The sequence below is a fragment of the Pseudobutyrivibrio sp. JW11 genome, from assembly GCF_900115355.1.
GTDB lineage: Bacteria > Bacillota > Clostridia > Lachnospirales > Lachnospiraceae > Pseudobutyrivibrio > Pseudobutyrivibrio ruminis.
In genome coordinates, this window is record NZ_FOWB01000005.1 from 46,484 (window position 1) to 66,848 (window position 20,365).

The following is a 20,365-nucleotide window of genomic DNA, read 5'->3' on the forward strand; positions in this document are numbered from 1 at the left end:
TGTCCTACTGGGGGCTTATTTATTCTGAGAATTATTTATTTTATTTATTACTGGATAGAATATTGTACAGATTATCACGCCAAATAGAGCTTGGATAAGGTTTGGTATGATGCCAGCCAGTGAGGCGATTACACCAGCTTGCAAATCCGTTCCGTTTGCTATTGCAAGCATAAAAATTTCAAATATAAAATAACCAAATACCATAACAAGTTCCCCGATTATTCCACTTACAATTAATTGGGGCAATTCTGTTTTTGTAGAAAACACCTTCCTTAGCAATTTAAAAACCAGATAGGCAGTCAAGGCTGTTAAAGCTTTTATAATAAAGGTGGCTGGTACATAAACAAAATAGCCTCCAATTAAATCTGATAATGCAGAGCCGATTCCGGCTGCAAGAGTTCCCCATATTGGTCCCAACAGAAGACCTGATAGCAATACGAATCCATCGCCTGGATGAATGTATCCCATGGTAGGCGTTGGGATTTTTATAATCATTGTACCCACACATGTAAGAGCAGCAAATAATGCGGCTGTTATTAAAGTGCGTGTACGCTCTGAAGTGTTTTCGGTTGTTTTTGTTGCTGTGTTACTCATGTTTGTCCTCCCATTATATTAATCCTGTGAAAAAGTACTTTCTCATTTGTTATGTTGGAGCTATAATATCACCAAACTGACATCACAAAAATACGCAAAAATAACTATTTTTTAGGGGACAGATATGAAAGTATACGAAAAGGTATGTGAATATTACATTAATCAAATGAAAGAGGGAGCCTTAAAACCTGGCGATAAAATGCCGTCTATAAGGACTTCAGAAAAGATTCTTGGTGTTAGTCGTACTTCTATTGAGACCGGGTTTTTACAGCTGGCCGCCGACGGATATATTTATTCTGTTGAAAAGGTGGGCTATTTTGTTTCTGATATGTTGGAAAACAATAATGCATTAGAGAAGCAAGATGAGCAGGTTGTAAAACCTGGTGCTAAGCTTTATGAATATGATTTAGCCACTATAGGAGAGGACAAAACCGTATCCTGCCTGAATCTATGGAGGAGATATATGAAATCTGCTCTAAGGCAGGAGGATAGACTTCTTTCCTATGCGGATAATCAAGGTGAGTACGATTTACGTCAGGAGATAGCTGCCTATGTCAGAAAGAATAGAAATATTATATGTAGCGCAGATGATGTTGTGATTGGAGCTGGCTTCCAAAACCTTTTACAGATTCTGATTCCTCTGATCCCTGGGGAAAAAACTATATCTTTTCCAACAAAGGATTTTATGGATGGAGCTATTCTGTTTAAAAGCGCAGGTTTCGCTGTCAATTTTAGAGATAAAGATAGTCATGTTATTTATGTAACCCCATCCTATATGACAAAATGGGGCGATGTAATGCCTATGAAACGACGTAGAGAGCTGGCGGAGCATGTAACAAAAAACAACCACCTACTTATAGAGGATGATTATCAAAATGAATTCGTTTATTCTAGCAAACCTACGCCTAGTCTTTATGCTATGACTGGTGGCGAGAATGTTGCTTTCTTAGGATCTTTTTCAAGAGTATTACTGCCTAGCGTAAGAATAAGTTTTTTGATTCTTCCTAAAAAAGCCAGAAAAGAATACTTACAGCTTAGAGGATTGTATAACCAGACGGCTTCTAAAGCTGAACAGATTGCATTGACTCAGTTTTTAAGAGACGGGCATCTGGATAGACATATTAAAAAGATAAAACGTCTATACGATGATAAAAGAAATCTAATGTATGAAGCACTCCAAAAACATTTCTCTGATAATGCAGAAATTATTATGGGGGAAAGTGGAATGGAATTGGCAGTGAAACTTAAAGGAGACAATATTCTTGCCCGAATAGAAGATTCACAAGTTGCAGTCAATATACTGGAAGCCTCTGAAAATGCTGCAACGATGTTGATTTCCTGCAGTAAAATTGAGTCTGAAAATATTTATAACGCTATCCAGAAATTAAATGATAGTTTACAAAAATAGTTTAGTGTGATAATGTACTAAAGTATAAGATAGTTTAGCGATTTATCACACTAAAGTGCGTTGAACATAATTTTAGGAGGCGGATTATATGAAGAAGAGATTATTGGCTACTATTATGACATTAACAATGGCTATGGGGTTTGTTGCATGTGGAGCGGACCAGACAAGCCAAACAGAGAATACATCTGATACAGCAGAAGCAACTGAATCAACTGAGTCAGCTGAAAGCGATGTAGCTTACATTCAGGAGAAGGGTAAGCTTATCGTTGGTATCACAGATTTTGCTCCTATGGATTACAAGGACGATAATGGTGATTGGATTGGCTTTGATGCTGATATGGCAAAGGCAGTAGCTGATAGTCTTGGCGTAGATGTAGAGTTTGTAGAAATCGATTGGGATAACAAAATCCTTGAGCTTGAGAACAAATCAATTGATGTTGTATGGAATGGTATGACACTTACTCCAGAGGTTACCAATGCTATGGAGACAACAAATGCATATTGCAATAACGCTCAGGTTATAGTTGTAAATGCTGACAAGGCTGATGCTGTAACATCTGTAGATGAAGCAAAGGAACTTAGCTTTGCTGTTGAGTCAGGTTCTGCAGGCGAGGCAGCTGCTACAGACAATGGCTTCGATTATGTAGCTGTAAAATCTCAGGCAGATGCAGTTATGGAAGTTGCTGCTGGCACATCTGATGCTTGCATCATCGATCTTCTTATGGCAGGTGCAATGGTTGGCGAGGGAACAAGCTATCCTGACCTTACACACACTGTAGAGCTTACAACAGAGGAATATGGCGTTGGTTGCAGAAAGGGTTCTGACTTAGCTGCATATATTAACGACCAGTTCAAGGCTCTCTATGCAGATGGCACAATGACAGAAATTGCTGAAACATACGGTGTACAGGATGCCGTTGTAGAGCAGTAATCGAAAATAATAAAAAGGATTATTAACAACATGTTTTCAACGGTTACAATATCGCTTTTAGAGGGGTTCTTCGGAACCCTAAAGCTTTTTTCACTAACTTTATTATTCTCTTTACCACTGGGGCTGATAATTAGCTTTGGTTCCATGAGCAGGACCTCTGTAGTGAGAATACCTATAAGATTTATCATATGGGTGGTTCGAGGTACTCCGCTTATGTTACAGCTGCTGATTATTTTTTACGGCCCTGGCATATTCTTTGGTGTAAATTTGTGGGGTTCAGGGGATTCAGGCAGATTCACAGCGGCGCTTGTTGCCTTTGTAATCAATTATGCATGCTATTTCAGTGAAATCTTCCGTGGAGGAATCCAATCTATTCCAAAGGGACAATATGAAGCTGCCGCGGTGCTTGGACTTACAAGACAGCAAACTTTCTTTAGAATCATTCTTCTTCAGGTAGTAAAGAGAATTGTTCCACCTATCTCAAACGAAGTTATCACCCTTGTAAAGGATACATCTCTTGCCAGAGTTATCGCATTTTATGAAATTATTTGGGAAGGCGAGAGATTTATAAAGAGTGCGGGAATCATTTGGCCACTTTTCTACACTGGCGTATTCTATTTGATATTCAGCGGATTGCTTACATTACTTTTTGGCTACATAGAGAAGAAATTAGACTACTTTAAATAATGGATGTGAACTATGGCGATATTAGAAGTTAAAGATATTAGAAAAAGCTTTGATAGAGAAGAAATCCTAAAGGGCATTAGCTTTGATATGGAAAAGGGGCAGACCCTTTCTATTCTTGGAAGCTCTGGAAGTGGTAAGACAACCTTACTTAGATGCTTAAACTTCCTTGAAACTCCAGATTCAGGAACAATTACTGTTAATGGAAATCTTCTTTTTGATGGCAACAATAAACCAGGAAAAAATGAGAATTTAAGAGAAAAGAGATTGCACTTCGGAATGGTATTCCAGCAGTTCAATCTGTTCCCTCAGTATACAGCGCTGGAAAATGTTATTTTGGCTCCAAAGCTTGAAAACAATGGCAAAAGTCAGGCTGAAATTTTGGAAGAGGGAAAAATTCTTTTGAATAAAATGGGACTTTCGGATAGAATGGATAACTATCCGCACCAGTTATCTGGCGGTCAGCAGCAACGAGTGGCAATAGCACGTGCCCTTGCACTCAAACCTGACATCCTTTGCTTTGACGAACCTACATCAGCTCTTGACCCAGAGCTTACAGGGGAAGTACTAAAGGTTATCAGAGAGCTTGCAGACAATCACACAACCATGATTATCGTTACGCACGAAATCGGGTTTGCCAGAGAAGTATCAGATGAAATTATTTTCATGGATGGCGGAGTGATAGCTGAGCAGGGTACACCGGCTCAGGTTATCGACAATCCAGGGGAGGAAAGAACTAGACAGTTCTTATCAAATTATCTTAAGTAGAGGAGAATAAAATGGCAACACTAGGAATAGTTATTGCAATTGTAGTGTACCTTGCGGCATTGCTTATTATGGGTGCCACTTTTGCAAAGGACAATCAGACTATTGGCGATTATTATTTAGGTGGTAGAAAGCTTGGACCTTTTGTTACAGCAATGAGTGCTGAAGCATCAGATATGTCCTCATGGCTTTTGATGGGTCTTCCTGGAATCGCTTATGCGTCAGGTATTTGTGATGTGTTCTGGACAGCGCTTGGCCTTGGAATTGGAACATATGTTAACTGGTTAATTGTTGCAAAAAGACTTCGCAAATATTCTGAGAAAAACAATTCGGTTACAATACCGGATTTCTTTGAACACAGATTCAGAGATAAAAGCCACATCTTAATGGTGGCATCATCACTTATCATTGTAGTATTCTTTGTACCTTATGTAGGTTCGGGATTTGCTGCATGCGGCAAGCTTTTCTCATCATTGTTTGGGCTTGATTACACAATCGCAATGCTTGTATCAGCGGCAGTAATTATTGGATACACAGCTACTGGTGGATTTACAGCAGCATCAGTTACAGACTTTATTCAGTCAATCATTATGACAATAGCTCTTATTGCAGTTGTTTGTTTTGGTTTATCAACTGTAGGAGGAGTGGCTACTGTTCAGGATTATTCATTATCATTGGATGGTTACATCAGCCTTCTTGCTACACATGATTTTGAAGCAAGCAGCCGTGTGTCTTATGGTGGATTGATTACAATCATTTCTACTATGGCATGGGGATTGGGATATTTTGGAATGCCACATATCCTTCTTAGATTTATGGCGATCGAAGATCCAGAAAAGATTAAGCTTAGCCGTCGAATTTCTACTGTTTGGGTATTCATCGCAATGGGTGTAGCAATCTTTATTGGTGTTATGACTAGAACAATGGTGCACGCAGGTGCCCTTCCAGAGCTTGAAGATTCAGAGAGAGCGATTGTTATCATTGCACAGACATTAGCTGAGCATGGATTTTTAGCATCACTTTTAGCAGGTGTTATCTTAGCAGGAATTTTGGCATGTACAATGTCTACCTGTGATTCACAGATGCTTGCAGCATCTTCATCAGTTTCAGAAAACATTTTGCATGAGACTTTTGGAATCGAACTTTCCGAGCACATGCAGATGGTAATGGCTAGAGTAGTACTTATCATCATTGCAGCCATCGGCGTTGTAATTGCTAGAGACCCTAACAGCTCTGTATTTGGAATTGTTTCATTTGCATGGGCAGGATTTGGTGCAGCCTTTGGACCAATAATGCTTTTAGCATTGTTTTGGAAGAGAGCAAATAGATATGGCGCCATCGCAGGAATGATTGGCGGTGGAGTAATGATATTTGTTTGGAAGTTCCTTATCAAACCACTTGGCGGTGTATTCGGAATTTACGAATTGCTTCCAGGCTTCATTGTAGCCCTTGTGCTTTGCGTAGTTGTAAGCTTGCTTACACCAGCTCCAGAACAGGAAATCGTGGATGAGTTCAATTCCGTATCGTAATGCACGACTAAATACGAAGTAGAAAATCATACAGAAACTAAGAAAGCCCCTAGTAGGCATCAAGCTCTGATAATTCTAAAGCGAGGCATGTCGCCGAGCGTAGAATTCATCAGGCTTGTAGCCGTAACTGGGGGCTTTTGTAATACTTTAATTAGCCTTCAACTGAATAGTTAGGTGCTTCTTTTGTGATGTGAATATCATGTGGATGAGATTCCTTAAGTGAAGCAGCAGAAATCTTAACGAATTTTCCACGCTCCTGAAGCTCTGGGATAGTAGGGCAACCACAGTAACCCATACCTGAACGGATACCACCGATGAGCTGGAAGATAACGTCTTCAAGGCTTCCCTTGTAAGCAACACGTCCTTCAACTCCTTCAGGAACAAGCTTCTTTGCACCTTCCTGGAAGTAACGATCCTTTGAACCGTTTTCCATAGCTGCAAGAGAACCCATACCACGGTATACCTTGTACTTACGACCCTGGAAGAGCTCGAATGAACCAGGAGCTTCATCACATCCTGCAAACATTGAACCCATCATACATACTGAACCACCAGCTGCAAGAGCCTTTGTCATATCACCTGAGTACTTGATACCACCATCAGCGATAAGTGGAATGCCGTATTCCTTAGCAACTTCGTAGCATTCCATGATTGCAGAAATCTGTGGAACACCAATACCTGCAACAACACGTGTTGTACAGATAGAACCAGGTCCAATACCAACCTTAACAGCATCTGCACCAGCCTCAATAAGAGCGCGAGTAGCATCGCCAGTAGCAATATTTCCTGCGATAACCTGAAGATCAGGATAAGCAGCCTTAACTTTCTTTACAGCATCGATAATATTCTTTGAGTGACCGTGAGCTGAATCCATAACGATAACGTCAACCTGAGCGTTAACTAAGGCTTCAACACGTTCCATCATATTTCCAGTGATTCCAACACCAGCACCACAGAGAAGACGACCCTGGTCATCCTTTGCAGCGTTTGGATATTTAATCTGCTTCTCAATATCTTTAATTGTGATAAGTCCCTTGAGTTTGAAGTTTTCGTCTACGATAGGAAGCTTTTCTTTACGAGACTTTGCAAGAATTTCCTTTGCCTCTTCTAAAGAGATACCTTCCTTTGCAGTGATAAGACCTTCTGAGGTCATTGATTCGCTAATTTTTTTAGAAAAGTCAGTTTCGAATTTAAGGTCACGATTGGTGATGATACCGATAAGTGTGCCGTCTTCCTTTGTGATAGGTACACCGGAGATTCTGAACTTACCCATAAGTTCGTTTGCTTCAGCAAGTGTGTTGTCTGGTCCTAAGAAGAATGGGTCAGTGATAACGCCGTTCTCAGAACGCTTAACTCTGTCTACTTCTTCAGCCTGAGCTTCGATAGACATATTCTTATGGATGATACCGATACCACCCTGACGTGCCATAGCGATTGCCATGCGGGATTCTGTAACAGTATCCATAGCAGCACTCATCATAGGAATGTTGAGTTTAATTTTTTTAGTTAAGTTAGTGTGAAGATCAATAAGATTTGGAGTTACTTCCGAATACTGAGGAACCAGTAAGACGTCGTCGAAAGTAATGCCATCACCAATAATCGATGCCATAAAACAACCTCTCTTTCTTTAATGAACATAAATTTTTTAAAATTATATTTAACAAAGTTCCGTTAGTCAATAAAATTATTTGAATAAATATGCTGATTTTTTGCTATTGGAAGAAAGTTTTTTTGACATGTAACTCTATGAAAGACAAATGTCCGCCTGTGAGGATAAAAACAAAAAGATTTTACAATTTTGTACTCTAAAATAAACAGAAATGATACCTTGTTCTGTTGAAAAAATTTTTCATTAGTTCTATCATAAAATTACGACATTGTGGGGTTGGGGCCGGTGTTATTTTCTCCAATCCTAGTAACTATAAAATGTCCTATATAATAAGGAGGATTTAAAAATGCCAAGAGCAAAACAGTCTATGGATGGTAACCAGGCTGCAGCACACGTTGCTTATGCGTTTACAGACGTCGCTGCTATTTACCCTATCACACCATCCAGCCCAATGGCCGACTTTGTTGATCAGTGGTCAGCAGCAGGCCTTGAAAACATTTTTGGAAATCAAGTAAAGGTTGTAGAGATGGAGTCTGAGGCAGGTGCCGCAGGTGCCGTTCACGGTTCACTTGGTGCAGGTGCACTCACAACTACATTCACAGCTTCACAGGGTCTTCTTCTTATGATCCCTAATATGTACAAGATCGCTGCAGAGCAGCTTCCTTGTGTATTCGATGTATCAGCTCGTACAGTTGCTACACAGTCACTTAACATCTTTGGTGATCATTCCGATGTTTACGCTTGTCGTCAGACAGGTTTCGCTATGTTATGCGAGACAAATCCACAGGAAGTTATGGATCTTGCTCCAGTAGCTCACCTTGCAGCTATTGAGGGACATGTTCCAGTACTTAACTTCTTTGATGGTTTCCGTACATCACACGAAATCCAGAAGATCGAAAAGTGGGATTATGCAGATCTTAAAGAGATGGTTAACATGGATGCTATCAACGAGTTCAGAGCTCGCGCACTTAATCCAGAGCATCCTACAATGCGTGGTTCACACGAAAACGGTGACGTTTTCTTCCAGCATAGAGAAGCTTGCAACACAGCTTATGATAACTTCCCAGCAGTTGTTCAGAAGTACATGGACAAGGTTAATGCAAAGCTTGGTACAGATTACAAGCTTTTCAACTACTATGGTGCTGCTGACGCTGACAGAATCATCATCGCTATGGGTTCTATCAACGACGTTGCAGAAGAAGTTATCGATTACTTAAACGCACACGGAGAGAAGGTTGGTGTACTTAAGGTACGTCTTTACAGACCATGGTCTTCAGAGGCATTCCTTTCAGCACTTCCTAAGACAGTTAAGAAGATTGCTATCCTTGATAGAACAAAGGAGCCAGGTGCTCTTGCAGATCCACTTTACCTTGATGTTGCTACAACACTTCGTGAAGCAGGTCTTAACGACATTACAATTTGTGGTGGTAGATATGGTCTTGGATCAAAGGATACTCCACCTTCATCAGTATTCGCTGTATACAAGGAACTCGAGAAGGATGCTCCAAAGGCTAGATTTACAATCGGTATCGTAGATGATGTTACTAACCTTTCACTTCCAGAGGTTAAGCCAGCTCCTATTACATCAGCTCCTGGTACAAAGGAGTGCAAGTTCTGGGGTCTTGGTGGTGATGGTACTGTAGGTGCTAACAAGAACTCTACAAAGATCATCGGTGACCACACAGATAAGTACATCCAGGCATACTTCCAGTATGATTCAAAGAAGACTGGTGGTGTTACAATTTCTCACTTGAGATTTGGTGACAACCCAATCAAGTCTCCATACTATATCAACCAGGCTGACTTCGTTGCTTGCCACAACCCAGCATACGTTACACAGGGCATGAAGATGGTTCAGGACGTTAAGCCAGGCGGAGTATTCATGATTAACTGCCAGTGGTCAGATGAGGAGCTCGAGCAGCACCTTAACGCTGAGGCAAAGAAGTACATCGCTGACAACAACATCCAGCTTTACACAATCAACGCTATCGACAAGGCTATCGAAATCGGTATGGGTAAGCGTACAAACACAATCCTTCAGTCAGCTTTCTTCAAGCTTGCTGATGTAATGCCTATCGACCAGGCTGTTGAGTACATGAAGGCAGCTGCTAAGAAGTCATACGGCAAGAAGGGTGACGATGTTGTTCAGATGAACTACAACGCTATCGATGCTGGTGTTGACGCTGTACATAAGGTAAATGTTCCAGATTCATGGAAGAACCCTACTCCAGACGCTCCTAAGGCTGAGCTTGAGGGTCGTCCAGAGCTCGTTAAGATGGTTAAGAATCTCCTTGAGCCTATCTCTAAGATGGATGGTGATTCACTTCCAGTTTCTGCATTCGTTGGCAACCCTAACGGACAGTTCGAGCTTGGTGCTTCTGCATATGAGAAGCGTGGTACAGCAGTAACAGTTCCTACATGGGATGAGACAAAGTGTATCCAGTGTAACCAGTGTGCATTCGTATGTTCACATGCTACAATCCGTCCATTCCTTCTTACAGAGGACGAGGTTAAGGCAGCTCCAGCAAACATCAAGCTTGCTGATACAAAGCCAAAGGCTTCTGAGCTTAAGTACACAATGTCTGTATCTCCACTTGACTGTATGGGATGTGGTGAGTGTACAACTGTATGTCCAGTTGGTGCTATCACAATGGTTCCACAGGCAGAAGAAGCAGACGAGCAGCCAGTATTCAACTACTTAGTAGCTAATGTTGGACGTAAGGAAGCAGCAGGTTCTGACCTTACAGTTAAGGGCTCACAGTTCAACCAGCCACTCCTTGAGTTCTCAGGATCATGTGCAGGTTGTGCAGAGACTTCATACGCTAGACTTATTACACAGCTCTTTGGTGAGCATATGTATATTTCAAACGCTACAGGATGTTCTTCAATTTGGGGTGGTCCTGCAGCTACATCACCATTCACAGTAAACAAGGATTCTAAGAAGGGTCCAGCATGGTGTAACTCACTCTTCGAGGACAACGCTCAGCATGGTATGGGTATGGAAGTAGGACAGAAGTACCTCCGCGAGCGCGCTATCGAGTCTGCTAAGAAGGCAGCTGAGGCTGGTTCTGCAGAGCTTAAGGCAGCATTTGCTAAGTTCGAAGAGACAATCAACAGCACACGTGAGAACGGTGCAGCAACAGACGTACTCGTAGCTGAGCTCGAGAAGAACGGTTCTGAGGACGCTAAGGCAGCACTTGCTCTTAAGGATTACCTCGCTAAGAAGTCTGTATGGATCTTCGGTGGTGACGGTTGGGCATACGATATCGGATTCGGCGGTCTTGATCACGTACTTGCTTCTGGTGAGAACGTTAACGTTATGGTATTCGATACAGAGATGTACTCTAACACAGGTGGACAGGCTTCTAAGGCTTCTAACATCGGTGAAGTTTGCCAGTTCGCTGCATCAGGTAAGGAGATGTCTAAGAAGTCTCTTTCTGAGATCGCTATGTCATACGGCTATGTATATGTAGCACAGATCGCTCTTGGTGCTAACATGGCTCAGGCTGTTAAGGTCCTTGCTGAGGCAGAAGCTTACAACGGACCTTCACTTATCATCGGATATGCTCCATGTGAGCTTCACGGTGTTAAGGGTGGTATGAACCACTGCCAGGATGAGATGAAGAAGGCTGTAGAGGCTGGTTACTGGAACCTCTTCTCATTCAACCCAGACCTTAAGAAGGAAGGAAAGAATCCATTCACTCTTACTTCTAAGGAAGGTGACTACAGCAAGTATCAGGACTTCCTTGCAAACGAGACACGTTACTCTCGTCTTACAAAGGCATTCCCAGAGCGTGCTGAGAAGCTCTTCGCACTCAACGAGGAGACAGCTAAGGAGCGTTACGCTCACCTTAAGAAGTTAGTAGATCTTTACTCATAAGATTTAACTTTTTACCCCGCACATAAATGTGCGGGGTTTTTTGTTGCGTTCTTTAACGGTGTTTGATAAAATATAACTATATATTGTGTAGAGGTAGCACAGTAACTAACAAGCTATTGTTATACTCAAGCGAGACGTGTTGTCGAGCGGAGTATAATTATGCTTGTGAGTGTAACTGTGCGAGCCGTAGACTAGGATTTTTAGGGAGGGTTTTATGAAGTGTCCTTTTTGTGGTAGTAATGATACTAGCGTAATTGACTCAAGACCTGCAGATGACAACACATCAATCAGACGTAGACGTTCATGTCCAGAGTGTGGCAAGCGTTTTACAACATACGAAAAGGTAGAAACAATTCCTTTGATCGTTATTAAAAAGGATAATAACCGCGAGCCATACGACAGAACCAAGATTGAAAAAGGCGTACTTATTGCATGCCGTAAGCGTCCTGTTGCTGCAGCTCAGATTTCAAAAGTAGTAGACGAAATCGAAACAGAAATCTTTTCATTAGAAGAAAAAGAGATTCCTAGCACAAAAATCGGAGAGATTGTTATGGAACATCTTGAGACGGTTGATCCTGTTGCTTATGTGCGTTTCGCATCAGTTTACCGTGAGTTTAAGGATGTTGATACATTCATGGATGAGTTAAAGAGGGTATTAGATAAATAAACTCATTTTGTAGAAGGGGTTAAGTATTTGCTTATCTGGCCGATATAAGATATGTAAGCAAATATGGAGAGTTATTTTTAATGAACATTTCAGGAATTCGCCCATCGATTGGGTTTTATGATCAAAATTCCATAAGAATAAGGCCTGAACTTAGTTCAATGTCTGTTGAAGAAACTGTTACAGACATTCCCGAGGAGTCTTCATCAGCCTCAGTTACTGAAGAGGACATTGCAGCCGCTAGAAGCAATCAGACATTTGGTTCTTACGACTTTGCTACTCAGTACAAGCCAGGCACTGTATACGATATGAAGGGATCAGATAGCGATATCAAATCACTTGATGTTGAAAAGGCAGTCAGCGACATGGAAAAGGATTCAGCAATTCATCGATATCAGTATTTCGTAGCTAATAAAGCTACATCAACTTCAGAGACTACACCAGTCAGAGGAACGGAAAATTTCTCATTATAATAGCATTTTATGAGCACATCAATTGATGTGCTCTTTTTATTGTGCTAAAATCGAGCCTATGAGTAAAAGAAATTTATATCCAAAAGACTATATTAAAAGCACATACGATATCGACTTTGTTAAATTATACGAAGAAGGATATCGTGGAGTTATTTTTGATGTGGACAATACACTTGTTCCGCACAACGCGCCAGCGGATGATAGAGCAAAAGCTTTATTTAAGGAACTTCATGAAATAGGCTTTCAGGCGTTGCTTCTATCTAATAACAAAGAACCAAGAGTAAAGACCTTTAAAGAGGCAGTAGAATACTGTACTTACATTTATAAGGCAGGCAAGCCAGGCACAGCTGGCTATAAAAAGGCTATGGAGCAGATGGGCACAGATGTTACAAGCACAATCTTCGTAGGAGATCAGATTCTCACAGATGTGTGGGGCGCTAATCGTGCAGGCATTCGTTCAGTAATGGTTCAGCCAGTTAAAAAATGGCACGAAGAAATCCAGATTATCTTTAAAAGATTTTTGGAAGCCATCATTCTTATTGGTTATAAGATTTATAAATTATATGGAACAGACATAAATAAAGTACCTACTAAAAGTTCAAAAGGAGAATAAAAATGAAAATCGTAATTGCAAATGATCATGCAGCTGTAGATTTAAAAAAAGAGGTAAAGGAATATATTGAAAGCCTTGGACATGAGGTTATTAATATAGGAACAGATTCAAACGAAAGCTGTCATTATCCAGAGTACGGTGCAAAGGCCGCTCGCATGGTTGCTTCAGGAGAGGTTGACTTGGGAGTTCTTATCTGCGGTACAGGTGTTGGTATTTCACTTGCAGCCAACAAAATCAAAGGCATTCGTTGCGGCGTTTGTTCAGAGACTACAACAGCTCGTCTTATCCGTCAGCACAACAATGCAAACATGATTGCTTTTGGCGCTAGAATCGTTGGAAGCGAGCTTGCAAAGGATATCGTTAAAAGCTTCTTAGAGGCAGAATTCGAAGGCGGCGGAAGACATCAGACAAGAATTGATATGATAACAGCTATTGAAAATGAGGCTTAAGTCTGATATAATTTGTCAGTCTGCGTAGTATAACGTACATAAAAGACTTTATAGTCTACCTATATATATGTTAGAGGAGGAATATTAATAAATGAACGTACAGGTAGAAAATCTTGAAAAGAACATGGCAAAGCTCACTATCACAGTTGATGCAGCTGAGTTAGAAAAGGCTATTACAAAGGCATATAATAAGCAGAAAAACAGCATCTCTGTTCCTGGTTTCCGTAAGGGAAAGGTACCACAGAACATGGTTGAAAAGATGTATGGTGCAGAGATTTTCTATGAGGACGCTGCTAATATTATTATGCAGGATACATATCCACAGGCTTATGACGAGTCAAAGCTTGATATCGTATCTCAGCCAAAGATTGATATTACTCAGCTCGAAAAGGGCAAGGACTTCATCTACACAGCAGAAGTTGCTGTAAAGCCAGAAGTTAAGCTTGGTAAGTACAAGGGTGTATCTGTAACAAAGATCGATTCAAAGGTTACAGCTACAGAAGTTAACAACACAATTAAGGCAGAGCTTGAGAGAGCTGCTCGTACAGTTACAAAGACAGGCAAGGCTGCTAAGGGTGACACAGCTGTTATCGATTTCGAAGGCTTCATCGATGGTGTTGCATTCGAAGGTGGTAAGGGCGAGAATTATGACCTTGAGCTTGGTTCAGGTTCATTCATCCCTGGTTTCGAAGATCAGCTTATCGGCCACAAGGCTGGTGAGGATGTAGACGTTGAGGTTACATTCCCTGAGAACTATCAGGCAGAGGATCTTGCAGGTAAGCCAGCAGTATTTAAGTGCCACATCCACGAAGTAAAGGGTAAGGATATCCCTAAGCTTGATGACGAGTATGTAGCAGATACTACAGAGTTCGAAACAGTAGAAGAGTACAAGGCTTCTGTTAAGGAACGTCTTGAGAACAATAAGAAGGCAGAAGGCCGTCGTGCACAGGAAGACGAAGCTATCGCAAAGATCGTTGAGGATTCAGAGATGGAAATCCCTGATGCAATGCTTGACTATCAGGTAGAAAACATGATCAACGACTTCGCTAACAACATGGCACAGCAGGGTCTTTCACTTCAGCAGTACATGCAGTTCACAGGTATGACAATGGATTCATTCCGTGAGCAGGTTCGCCCAGATGCACTTTCACGTACACAGTCTTCACTTGTACTTGAGGCAATTGCAAAGGCAGAAAACATCGAAGTAGCTGATGCTGACGTTGATGCTAAGCTTGAGGAAATGTCTAAGCAGTACGGCATGGAGCTTGATCAGATCAAGAACCTTGTTGGCGAGTCTGAGAAGGAGTCTATGAAGAAGGATATTGCTATCGAAAAGGCAATCGAGCTTATCATGGACAACGTTAAGGAATCTGCTAGAAAGAAGGCTACAAAGAAGGCTGATGATGCTGAGGCAGATGCAGCTGAGGAGAAGCCAGCAAAGAAGACAACAGCTAAGAAGACTACTACAAAGAAGACAACAAAGAAGGCTGATGACGCAGAATAATTAGTGTCTGACATCTTATAAAAGTATTAAAATTTTGTAAAATCAAAGACATTAGATTTAAAAACATATATAATATCCTTGTGTTGAAAAACATCTAGGAAGTTAATACACTAGCCTGAGCATACGCTCGGGCTAGGTTTATATTCGAAGGAGGACAAAAATGGCTACAATTCCTTATGTCATTGAACAGAATTCTCGTGGAGAGCGTTCTTATGATATTTATTCACGTCTTTTAAAGGATCGTATCGTATTTTTAGGTGAGGAGGTCAACGAAACTACAGCATCTCTTACAGTTGCTCAGCTTCTTTTCCTTGAGTCAGAGGATCCTAGCAAGGATATTCATCTTTACATCAATAGCCCAGGCGGTAGCGTTACAGCTGGTATGGCTATTTACGACACAATGCAGTACATCAAGTGTGATGTATCTACAATCTGCATCGGTATGGCTGCTTCTATGGGCGCATTCCTTCTTGCAGGTGGACAGAAGGGCAAGCGTTTTGCACTTCCAAATTCAGAGGTTATGATTCACCAGCCACTTGGCGGAGCTAAAGGACAGGCTACTGAAATCGAAATCGCTGCAAAGAACATCTTAAAGACTAGAGAAAAGCTCAACCGTATGCTTGCTGAAAACACAGGAAAGCCATACGAGCAGGTTTGTGCTGATACAGAGCGTGATCATTGGCTTGATGCTCAGGAAGCACTTGATTATGGTCTTATTGATGAGATTATTACAAAGAAGAACTAATTCACCGATATATAGTTAGTAGGGGTAGTTAGAGTTTAAAGAGGTAATTATGGCAAGAAACGATGATAGAGTTCGTTGTTCTTTCTGCGGAAAGACACAAAATCAGGTTCGCAAGCTTATTGCAGGACCAAATGGTGCATTTATCTGTGACGAGTGCGTAGATATCTGCCAGGAAATTATCGTAGAAGAGTTAGACGACTTCGGTCCAGCTCCTGAGACTGATTCAATCGAAATCAATCTTCAGAAGCCAGAGGACATGAAGGCTTTTCTTGATCAGTATGTTATTGGTCAGGACGAGGCAAAGAAGGTTCTTTCTGTAGCGGTATACAATCATTACAAGCGCATCATGGCTAATCCAGATGACATCGATGTTGAGCTTCAGAAGAGTAACGTTCTTATGCTTGGACCTACAGGTTCAGGAAAGACTCTTTTGGCGCAGACATTAGCACGTGTACTTGGTGTTCCATTTGCGATTGCAGATGCAACAACACTTACAGAGGCTGGATATGTTGGTGAGGATGTTGAAAACATTCTTTTAAAGCTTATTCAGGCTGCTGATTTTGATGTAAAGAAAGCAGAAATCGGTATCGTTTATATTGATGAGATTGATAAGATTACAAAGAAATCAGAAAACGTATCAATCACACGTGATGTTTCTGGTGAAGGTGTTCAGCAGGCACTTCTTAAGATTATCGAGGGTACTGTTGCAAATGTTCCTCCTCAGGGTGGACGTAAGCATCCTCAGCAGGAGACAATTGCTATCGATACAAAGAACATCCTCTTCATCTGCGGTGGTGCATTTGAAGGCTTAGATAAAATTATTTCTCAGCGTACAGATGTTAGCCAGATTGGTTTTGGCGCAGATGTTAAGGATAAAAACAATCAGAAGGTAGACGAGCTTCTTCAGCAGGCTCTTCCACAGGATTTCATTAAGTTTGGTCTTATTCCTGAGTTCATCGGACGTGTGCCAATCAATGTATCCTTAAATGAGCTTACAGAGGACGATATGGTTCGTATCCTTAGAGAGCCAAAGAACTCTCTTACAAAGCAGTACCAGGCATTGTTCAAGATGGATGGCGTTAAGCTTGAATTCGAGGACGAGGCACTTCGCGAAATCGCAAAGAAGTCAATCGAAAGAAAGACTGGTGCTAGAGGACTTCGCGCAATCGTTGAAAGCGTTATGATGGACTACATGTATCATGTACCATCTGATGAGTCAATCACAGAAATCACAGTAAACAAAGAAATGGTTGATAATAACCTTCTCCTTATCGACAAAGATGCAGAAGCAAGCGTTGTTTCAATCGAGGATAAAAAGGAAAAGAGTGCATAATGGTTATCAGATCATGCAATCTTGAAACAGTGTGCGGCCCTACATCCACACTTCCAAAGAATGATTTACCTGAGGTAGCATTCGCTGGCAAGTCAAATGTAGGGAAGTCGTCACTTATAAATGCGGTAATGAACCGCAAATCACTTGCCAGAGTGTCAGCTCAGCCTGGAAAGACACAGACCATAAATTTCTACAATATCAATGACGAAATTTACGTAGTGGACTTGCCGGGCTATGGTTTTGCTAAGGCTTCTGAAAAGGAGCGTGAGAGATGGGGCAAGATGATAGAGACCTATCTGAACACATCAGATATGATTCGTGCTGTGTTCCTTTTGGTGGATATCAGACACACACCATCGGCAAACGATAAGCAGATGTTCGAATGGATGGCCTATGTAGGCTACGATCCAATCGTCATTGCTACAAAGGCAGATAAAATCAAACGTAGTCAGCTAGATAAGCAGATTAAAATTCTTAGAGAGGGGCTTGGAGCTGACAAAGATACAATAATTGTTCCATTTTCATCACAGACAAAGCAAGGACTTGATACAATCCAGGATTTCTTAGATCAGGTCATTGAAAACGAAGCAAGTCTCACTGATGTAGAGGATCTCGATTAATGAAGAAAAGCAAATATTTATTTGTGCTACTACTGCTCATCTCTATTAGTGTGGTGCTGCTGGGTGGCACATTTTTTTATGTAAAACTAAATAACAAGCAAAGTGATGATTCTGAACTTCTTGTAATGACCAGCTGTAATCCTGTATATCTTGCTACTATCAATGTGGTTGGTGATGCAGATGGAGTTACAGTGCAGAATCTTTCTCAGCCTACCACAGGTTGCCTTCACGATTACACCCTCACCACAGAGGATATGAAGAATCTTTCGAAAGCAGATGTTCTTATTGTAAATGGCGGTGGCATGGAAGGATATTTGGAGGATGTTGTTGAGGCTTATCCAGACCTTCCTATTATTGATACATTCGAGGCAGTAGAGGAGCATTATCCAGTTATCATCGAGGAGGAAGCTGAAGAAGAGGAAGAAGACCATAGCCATGGTACTTCGGAAGAGCATCATCATGATGAAGGCACCAATAGCCACATTTGGATGAGCGAAGAAATCTACGCTGGTCAGGTGCAGGCTATTGCAGATGGATTAGCAGCTTTGGACTCAAGCAATGCTAGCGTTTATGCTTCAAATGCTGACACATTTATCAGCGTGATGGATTCCCAAATTGACAACCAGGGCCTGGATGAGACTCTTTCTGGTGCTAATGTTGCAGTGCTTCATGAAGCTTTTGCTTATACAGCTCAGTCTCTTGGAGCCAATATAGTAGCTACAATGGACCTTGATGAAGAACGCCAGGTAAGTGCTGGTGAGGTCAGTGACTTCATAAATGCAATCAATGAAAATAATGTGCAGGTTGTATTTGCAGAATACGATTATGGCCATGCCATGGGTGAGCTTATTACAGAGCAGACAGATGCTAAGGTAGTTTATCTTGAGACATTAGTTCATGGCGATTATAGTGGCTTGGATTATATCACTGTATTAAATAAAAACTACGCTGTAATAAAGAATAGTTTGTAGTATATAAGGAAAAATATGAAGAAAATTATTCCATGTGGTTTCCACTGTATAAAGTTCATAAATCTAGGTGTTGCTTTTGGTGATCAGCAGGTTTTAGATAATATAAATCTACATGTGCATTGTGGTCAAATGTCAGCTATTATCGGAAGGAATGGTGCTGGAAAATCAACTTTAATCCGAGCAATACTAGGTGAAGTTCCTTATACAGGTGAAATTCAATTTAAAAATAAAATGAACAACAATATGCAGGGGCTTAAAATAGGCTATGTTCCACAGACAGTTAACATCGATAGGACTACACCATTATCTGTATATGATATGTTTCAAAGTTTCACCGGCAAGCTCCCTATTCTTTTCAGAAACAAAAAAGAGCACGACCATGTAAAGGAAGCGTTGGCAGAGTTTGATGTGGCTGAGCTTATCGATCAGCCTGTAGGTACACTTTCAGGTGGACAGCTTCAGCGAGTGCTTCTTGCTATGGCTGTGCATGATACTCCAAACTTACTATTATTGGATGAGCCGGTGTCAGGCATTGATAAAAATGGTATGGATGCTTTCTATGAAAAGATGAGATATTTAAAAGAAACTCATGATTTAGCAATCATCCTTGTAAGCCATGATTTAGACTATGTATATAAGTATGCAGATAACGTCATTCTTATAGACAAGACTGTTACAGCAGCGGGCAAGCCAAAGCAGGTTTTTGAGACAGATGCTTTTAAGCATGTTTTTGGCAAGGGTGCCGCAGGAGAAGTGGAGGTGAATGCAAATGTTTAATGAAATGTTTTCATACGCCTTCATGGTAAGAGCGACAATCGCAATCCTTTTGATTTCTCCGTTGTTTGGAATGGTAGGCACCATGATAGTGCAAAAGCGCATGGCATATTTCAGTGATGCACTTGGCCATTCAGCACTTACAGGTATTGCTGCAGGTGTTATTATGGGCATAGCCAACACTACAGTTTCCATGATTATATTTGGAATCTGCTTTGCATTGCTTCTTAATTACATCAGCAGAAAGGGCCTTAGCTCATCAGATACATTGATATCAGTATTCGCAAGCTGTGCCACAGCCCTTGGTCTTGCTATTTTATCAAGAGGCGGAAGCTTTGCAAATTATTCAGCTATATTGGTAGGTGATATCTTATCCATTACCTCAGCGGAAATCATCCAGCTGATTGTATTATTTGTAGTGATTCTTGTTTTTTGGTGCATCAGCATCAACAGACTTACTGCAATCAGTATTCATGCTACCCTTGCAAAGAGCCGTAGCATTTCAGTGCGAGTAATGGAAGATGCATTTGCAGTGCTTATAGCACTTCTTGTAATGCTTTCTATCAAGTGGGTTGGTATTCTACTTATTAATGCACTGCTGATACTTCCAGCAGCTAGCAGCAGAAATATCTCTGAAAACTTCAGAGAGTATACATACCTTTCAATGATATTCAGTATTTTCTCTGGTGTGGCAGGCTTGTTTGTATCATACTTCACAGATATGGCTACAGGCCCAATGATTGTAATCATCGCCAGTGTGATTTACTTTGCAACATACATATATGGAAAAGATAGATAATTTCTTTATGACTTTTCGGT

18 protein-coding genes and 1 pseudogene are annotated in these 20,365 nt (G+C 41.0%); 17 read left to right on the forward strand and 2 right to left on the reverse strand.

The features are described from left to right. Nucleotides 1-15: 15 nt before the first annotated feature. A complete protein-coding gene (locus BM102_RS06655) occupies nt 16-594 on the reverse strand; it encodes an ECF transporter S component (protein ID WP_090480278.1) in 579 nt (192 codons plus the stop codon). Between the two features lie 124 nt (nt 595-718). Here BM102_RS06655 and BM102_RS06660 point away from each other — a divergent pair, with 124 nt between their 5' ends. From BM102_RS06660 to BM102_RS06680, 5 genes are all read left to right on the forward strand, one after another. Then, nucleotides 719-2,002: an aminotransferase-like domain-containing protein gene (locus tag BM102_RS06660; RefSeq protein WP_090480281.1), complete on the forward strand. Its 1,284-nt coding sequence runs from the start codon at nt 719-721 to the stop codon at nt 2,000-2,002. 88 nt (nt 2,003-2,090) lie between these two features. Further along, entirely contained in the window at nt 2,091-2,933 is an 843-nt protein-coding gene (locus BM102_RS06665; RefSeq protein WP_090394634.1) for a transporter substrate-binding domain-containing protein, read from the forward strand. Nucleotides 2,934-2,963: 30 nt separating this feature from the next. Continuing rightward, nucleotides 2,964-3,620 carry an amino acid ABC transporter permease gene (locus BM102_RS06670; protein WP_090480283.1) on the forward strand — a complete coding sequence of 219 codons (657 nt, stop codon included), beginning with the start codon at nt 2,964-2,966 and terminating at the stop codon, nt 3,618-3,620. A 12-nt stretch (nt 3,621-3,632) separates the two neighbouring features. Next, on the forward strand, nt 3,633-4,385 hold the full coding sequence (locus BM102_RS06675; protein ID WP_044938284.1) for an amino acid ABC transporter ATP-binding protein: 753 nt from the start codon (nt 3,633-3,635) through the stop codon (nt 4,383-4,385). 11 nt (nt 4,386-4,396) lie between these two features. Next, nucleotides 4,397-5,911, forward strand: a complete 1,515-nt coding sequence (locus BM102_RS06680) for a sodium/proline symporter (RefSeq protein ID WP_090480286.1) — start codon at nt 4,397-4,399, stop codon at nt 5,909-5,911. A gap of 151 nt (nt 5,912-6,062) precedes the next feature. Here the strand turns inward: BM102_RS06680 and guaB are convergent, their stop codons facing one another. Then, the gene (gene guaB, locus BM102_RS06685; RefSeq protein WP_090480289.1) at nt 6,063-7,520 is read right to left on the reverse strand and encodes an IMP dehydrogenase; all 1,458 of its coding nucleotides are present in this window, start codon (nt 7,518-7,520) and stop codon (nt 6,063-6,065) included. A gap of 346 nt (nt 7,521-7,866) precedes the next feature. Here guaB and nifJ point away from each other — a divergent pair, with 346 nt between their 5' ends. The 12 genes and pseudogenes from nifJ to BM102_RS06745 all read left to right on the forward strand — a co-directional run bounded on the left by nifJ (nt 7,867) and on the right by BM102_RS06745 (nt 20,345). Next, a complete protein-coding gene (nifJ, locus tag BM102_RS06690) occupies nt 7,867-11,400 on the forward strand; it encodes a pyruvate:ferredoxin (flavodoxin) oxidoreductase (protein WP_090480292.1) in 3,534 nt (1,177 codons plus the stop codon). Nucleotides 11,401-11,614: 214 nt separating this feature from the next. Continuing rightward, the gene (gene nrdR, locus BM102_RS06695) at nt 11,615-12,067 is read left to right on the forward strand and encodes a transcriptional regulator NrdR (protein ID WP_033154531.1); all 453 of its coding nucleotides are present in this window, start codon (nt 11,615-11,617) and stop codon (nt 12,065-12,067) included. 80 nt (nt 12,068-12,147) lie between these two features. Then, on the forward strand, nt 12,148-12,537 hold the full coding sequence (locus BM102_RS06700) for a hypothetical protein (RefSeq protein WP_044938273.1): 390 nt from the start codon (nt 12,148-12,150) through the stop codon (nt 12,535-12,537). A 58-nt stretch (nt 12,538-12,595) separates the two neighbouring features. Beyond that, on the forward strand, nt 12,596-13,150 hold the full coding sequence (locus BM102_RS06705; RefSeq protein WP_090480477.1) for a YqeG family HAD IIIA-type phosphatase: 555 nt from the start codon (nt 12,596-12,598) through the stop codon (nt 13,148-13,150). 2 nt (nt 13,151-13,152) lie between these two features. Next, nucleotides 13,153-13,599 (forward strand): ribose 5-phosphate isomerase B, encoded by a 447-nt coding sequence (gene rpiB, locus BM102_RS06710; protein ID WP_044938270.1) that lies wholly within the window; start codon nt 13,153-13,155, stop codon nt 13,597-13,599. Between the two features lie 91 nt (nt 13,600-13,690). Next, a pseudogene (gene tig, locus BM102_RS06715) lies at nt 13,691-15,013 on the forward strand (trigger factor); the annotation flags it as partial. A gap of 250 nt (nt 15,014-15,263) precedes the next feature. Further along, nucleotides 15,264-15,848, forward strand: a complete 585-nt coding sequence (gene clpP / locus BM102_RS06720; protein ID WP_044938266.1) for an ATP-dependent Clp endopeptidase proteolytic subunit ClpP — start codon at nt 15,264-15,266, stop codon at nt 15,846-15,848. Between the two features lie 46 nt (nt 15,849-15,894). After that, complete coding sequence (clpX, locus tag BM102_RS06725; protein WP_090480295.1) at nt 15,895-17,181, forward strand: ATP-dependent Clp protease ATP-binding subunit ClpX; 1,287 nt, start codon at nt 15,895-15,897, stop codon at nt 17,179-17,181. Next, entirely contained in the window at nt 17,181-17,801 is a 621-nt protein-coding gene (gene yihA, locus BM102_RS06730; RefSeq protein WP_044938258.1) for a ribosome biogenesis GTP-binding protein YihA/YsxC, read from the forward strand. Before clpX ends, yihA begins: the two co-directional genes overlap by 1 nt. Then, on the forward strand, nt 17,801-18,772 hold the full coding sequence (locus BM102_RS06735) for a metal ABC transporter substrate-binding protein (protein WP_090480298.1): 972 nt from the start codon (nt 17,801-17,803) through the stop codon (nt 18,770-18,772). The genes yihA and BM102_RS06735 overlap by 1 nt, the downstream gene beginning before the upstream one ends. 15 nt (nt 18,773-18,787) lie before the next feature. Next, nucleotides 18,788-19,549 (forward strand): metal ABC transporter ATP-binding protein, encoded by a 762-nt coding sequence (locus BM102_RS06740; RefSeq protein WP_090480300.1) that lies wholly within the window; start codon nt 18,788-18,790, stop codon nt 19,547-19,549. Continuing rightward, nucleotides 19,542-20,345 (forward strand): metal ABC transporter permease, encoded by an 804-nt coding sequence (locus tag BM102_RS06745; protein ID WP_049960413.1) that lies wholly within the window; start codon nt 19,542-19,544, stop codon nt 20,343-20,345. The genes BM102_RS06740 and BM102_RS06745 overlap by 8 nt, the downstream gene beginning before the upstream one ends. Nucleotides 20,346-20,365: the final 20 nt, after the last annotated feature.

Excerpts from the sequence above, each read along its gene's own strand:
- BM102_RS06675 (WP_044938284.1), top strand. The coding sequence starts at position 3,633 with ATGGCGATATTAGAAGTTAAAGATATTAGAAAAAGCTTTGATAGAGAA.
- rpiB (WP_044938270.1), top strand. The coding sequence starts at position 13,153 with ATGAAAATCGTAATTGCAAATGATCATGCAGCTGTAGATTTAAAAAAA.
- nrdR (WP_033154531.1), top strand. The coding sequence starts at position 11,615 with ATGAAGTGTCCTTTTTGTGGTAGTAATGATACTAGCGTAATTGACTCA.
- BM102_RS06745 (WP_049960413.1), top strand. The coding sequence starts at position 19,542 with ATGTTTAATGAAATGTTTTCATACGCCTTCATGGTAAGAGCGACAATC.
- BM102_RS06660 (WP_090480281.1), top strand. The coding sequence starts at position 719 with ATGAAAGTATACGAAAAGGTATGTGAATATTACATTAATCAAATGAAA.
- clpP (WP_044938266.1), top strand. The coding sequence starts at position 15,264 with ATGGCTACAATTCCTTATGTCATTGAACAGAATTCTCGTGGAGAGCGT.
- BM102_RS06700 (WP_044938273.1), top strand. The coding sequence starts at position 12,148 with ATGAACATTTCAGGAATTCGCCCATCGATTGGGTTTTATGATCAAAAT.
- BM102_RS06735 (WP_090480298.1), top strand. The coding sequence starts at position 17,801 with ATGAAGAAAAGCAAATATTTATTTGTGCTACTACTGCTCATCTCTATT.
- BM102_RS06665 (WP_090394634.1), top strand. The coding sequence starts at position 2,091 with ATGAAGAAGAGATTATTGGCTACTATTATGACATTAACAATGGCTATG.
- BM102_RS06670 (WP_090480283.1), top strand. The coding sequence starts at position 2,964 with ATGTTTTCAACGGTTACAATATCGCTTTTAGAGGGGTTCTTCGGAACC.
- BM102_RS06655 (WP_090480278.1), bottom strand. The coding sequence starts at position 594 with ATGAGTAACACAGCAACAAAAACAACCGAAAACACTTCAGAGCGTACA.
- nifJ (WP_090480292.1), top strand. The coding sequence starts at position 7,867 with ATGCCAAGAGCAAAACAGTCTATGGATGGTAACCAGGCTGCAGCACAC.
- yihA (WP_044938258.1), top strand. The coding sequence starts at position 17,181 with ATGGTTATCAGATCATGCAATCTTGAAACAGTGTGCGGCCCTACATCC.
- BM102_RS06680 (WP_090480286.1), top strand. The coding sequence starts at position 4,397 with ATGGCAACACTAGGAATAGTTATTGCAATTGTAGTGTACCTTGCGGCA.
- BM102_RS06705 (WP_090480477.1), top strand. The coding sequence starts at position 12,596 with ATGAGTAAAAGAAATTTATATCCAAAAGACTATATTAAAAGCACATAC.
- guaB (WP_090480289.1), bottom strand. The coding sequence starts at position 7,520 with ATGGCATCGATTATTGGTGATGGCATTACTTTCGACGACGTCTTACTG.
- BM102_RS06740 (WP_090480300.1), top strand. The coding sequence starts at position 18,788 with ATGAAGAAAATTATTCCATGTGGTTTCCACTGTATAAAGTTCATAAAT.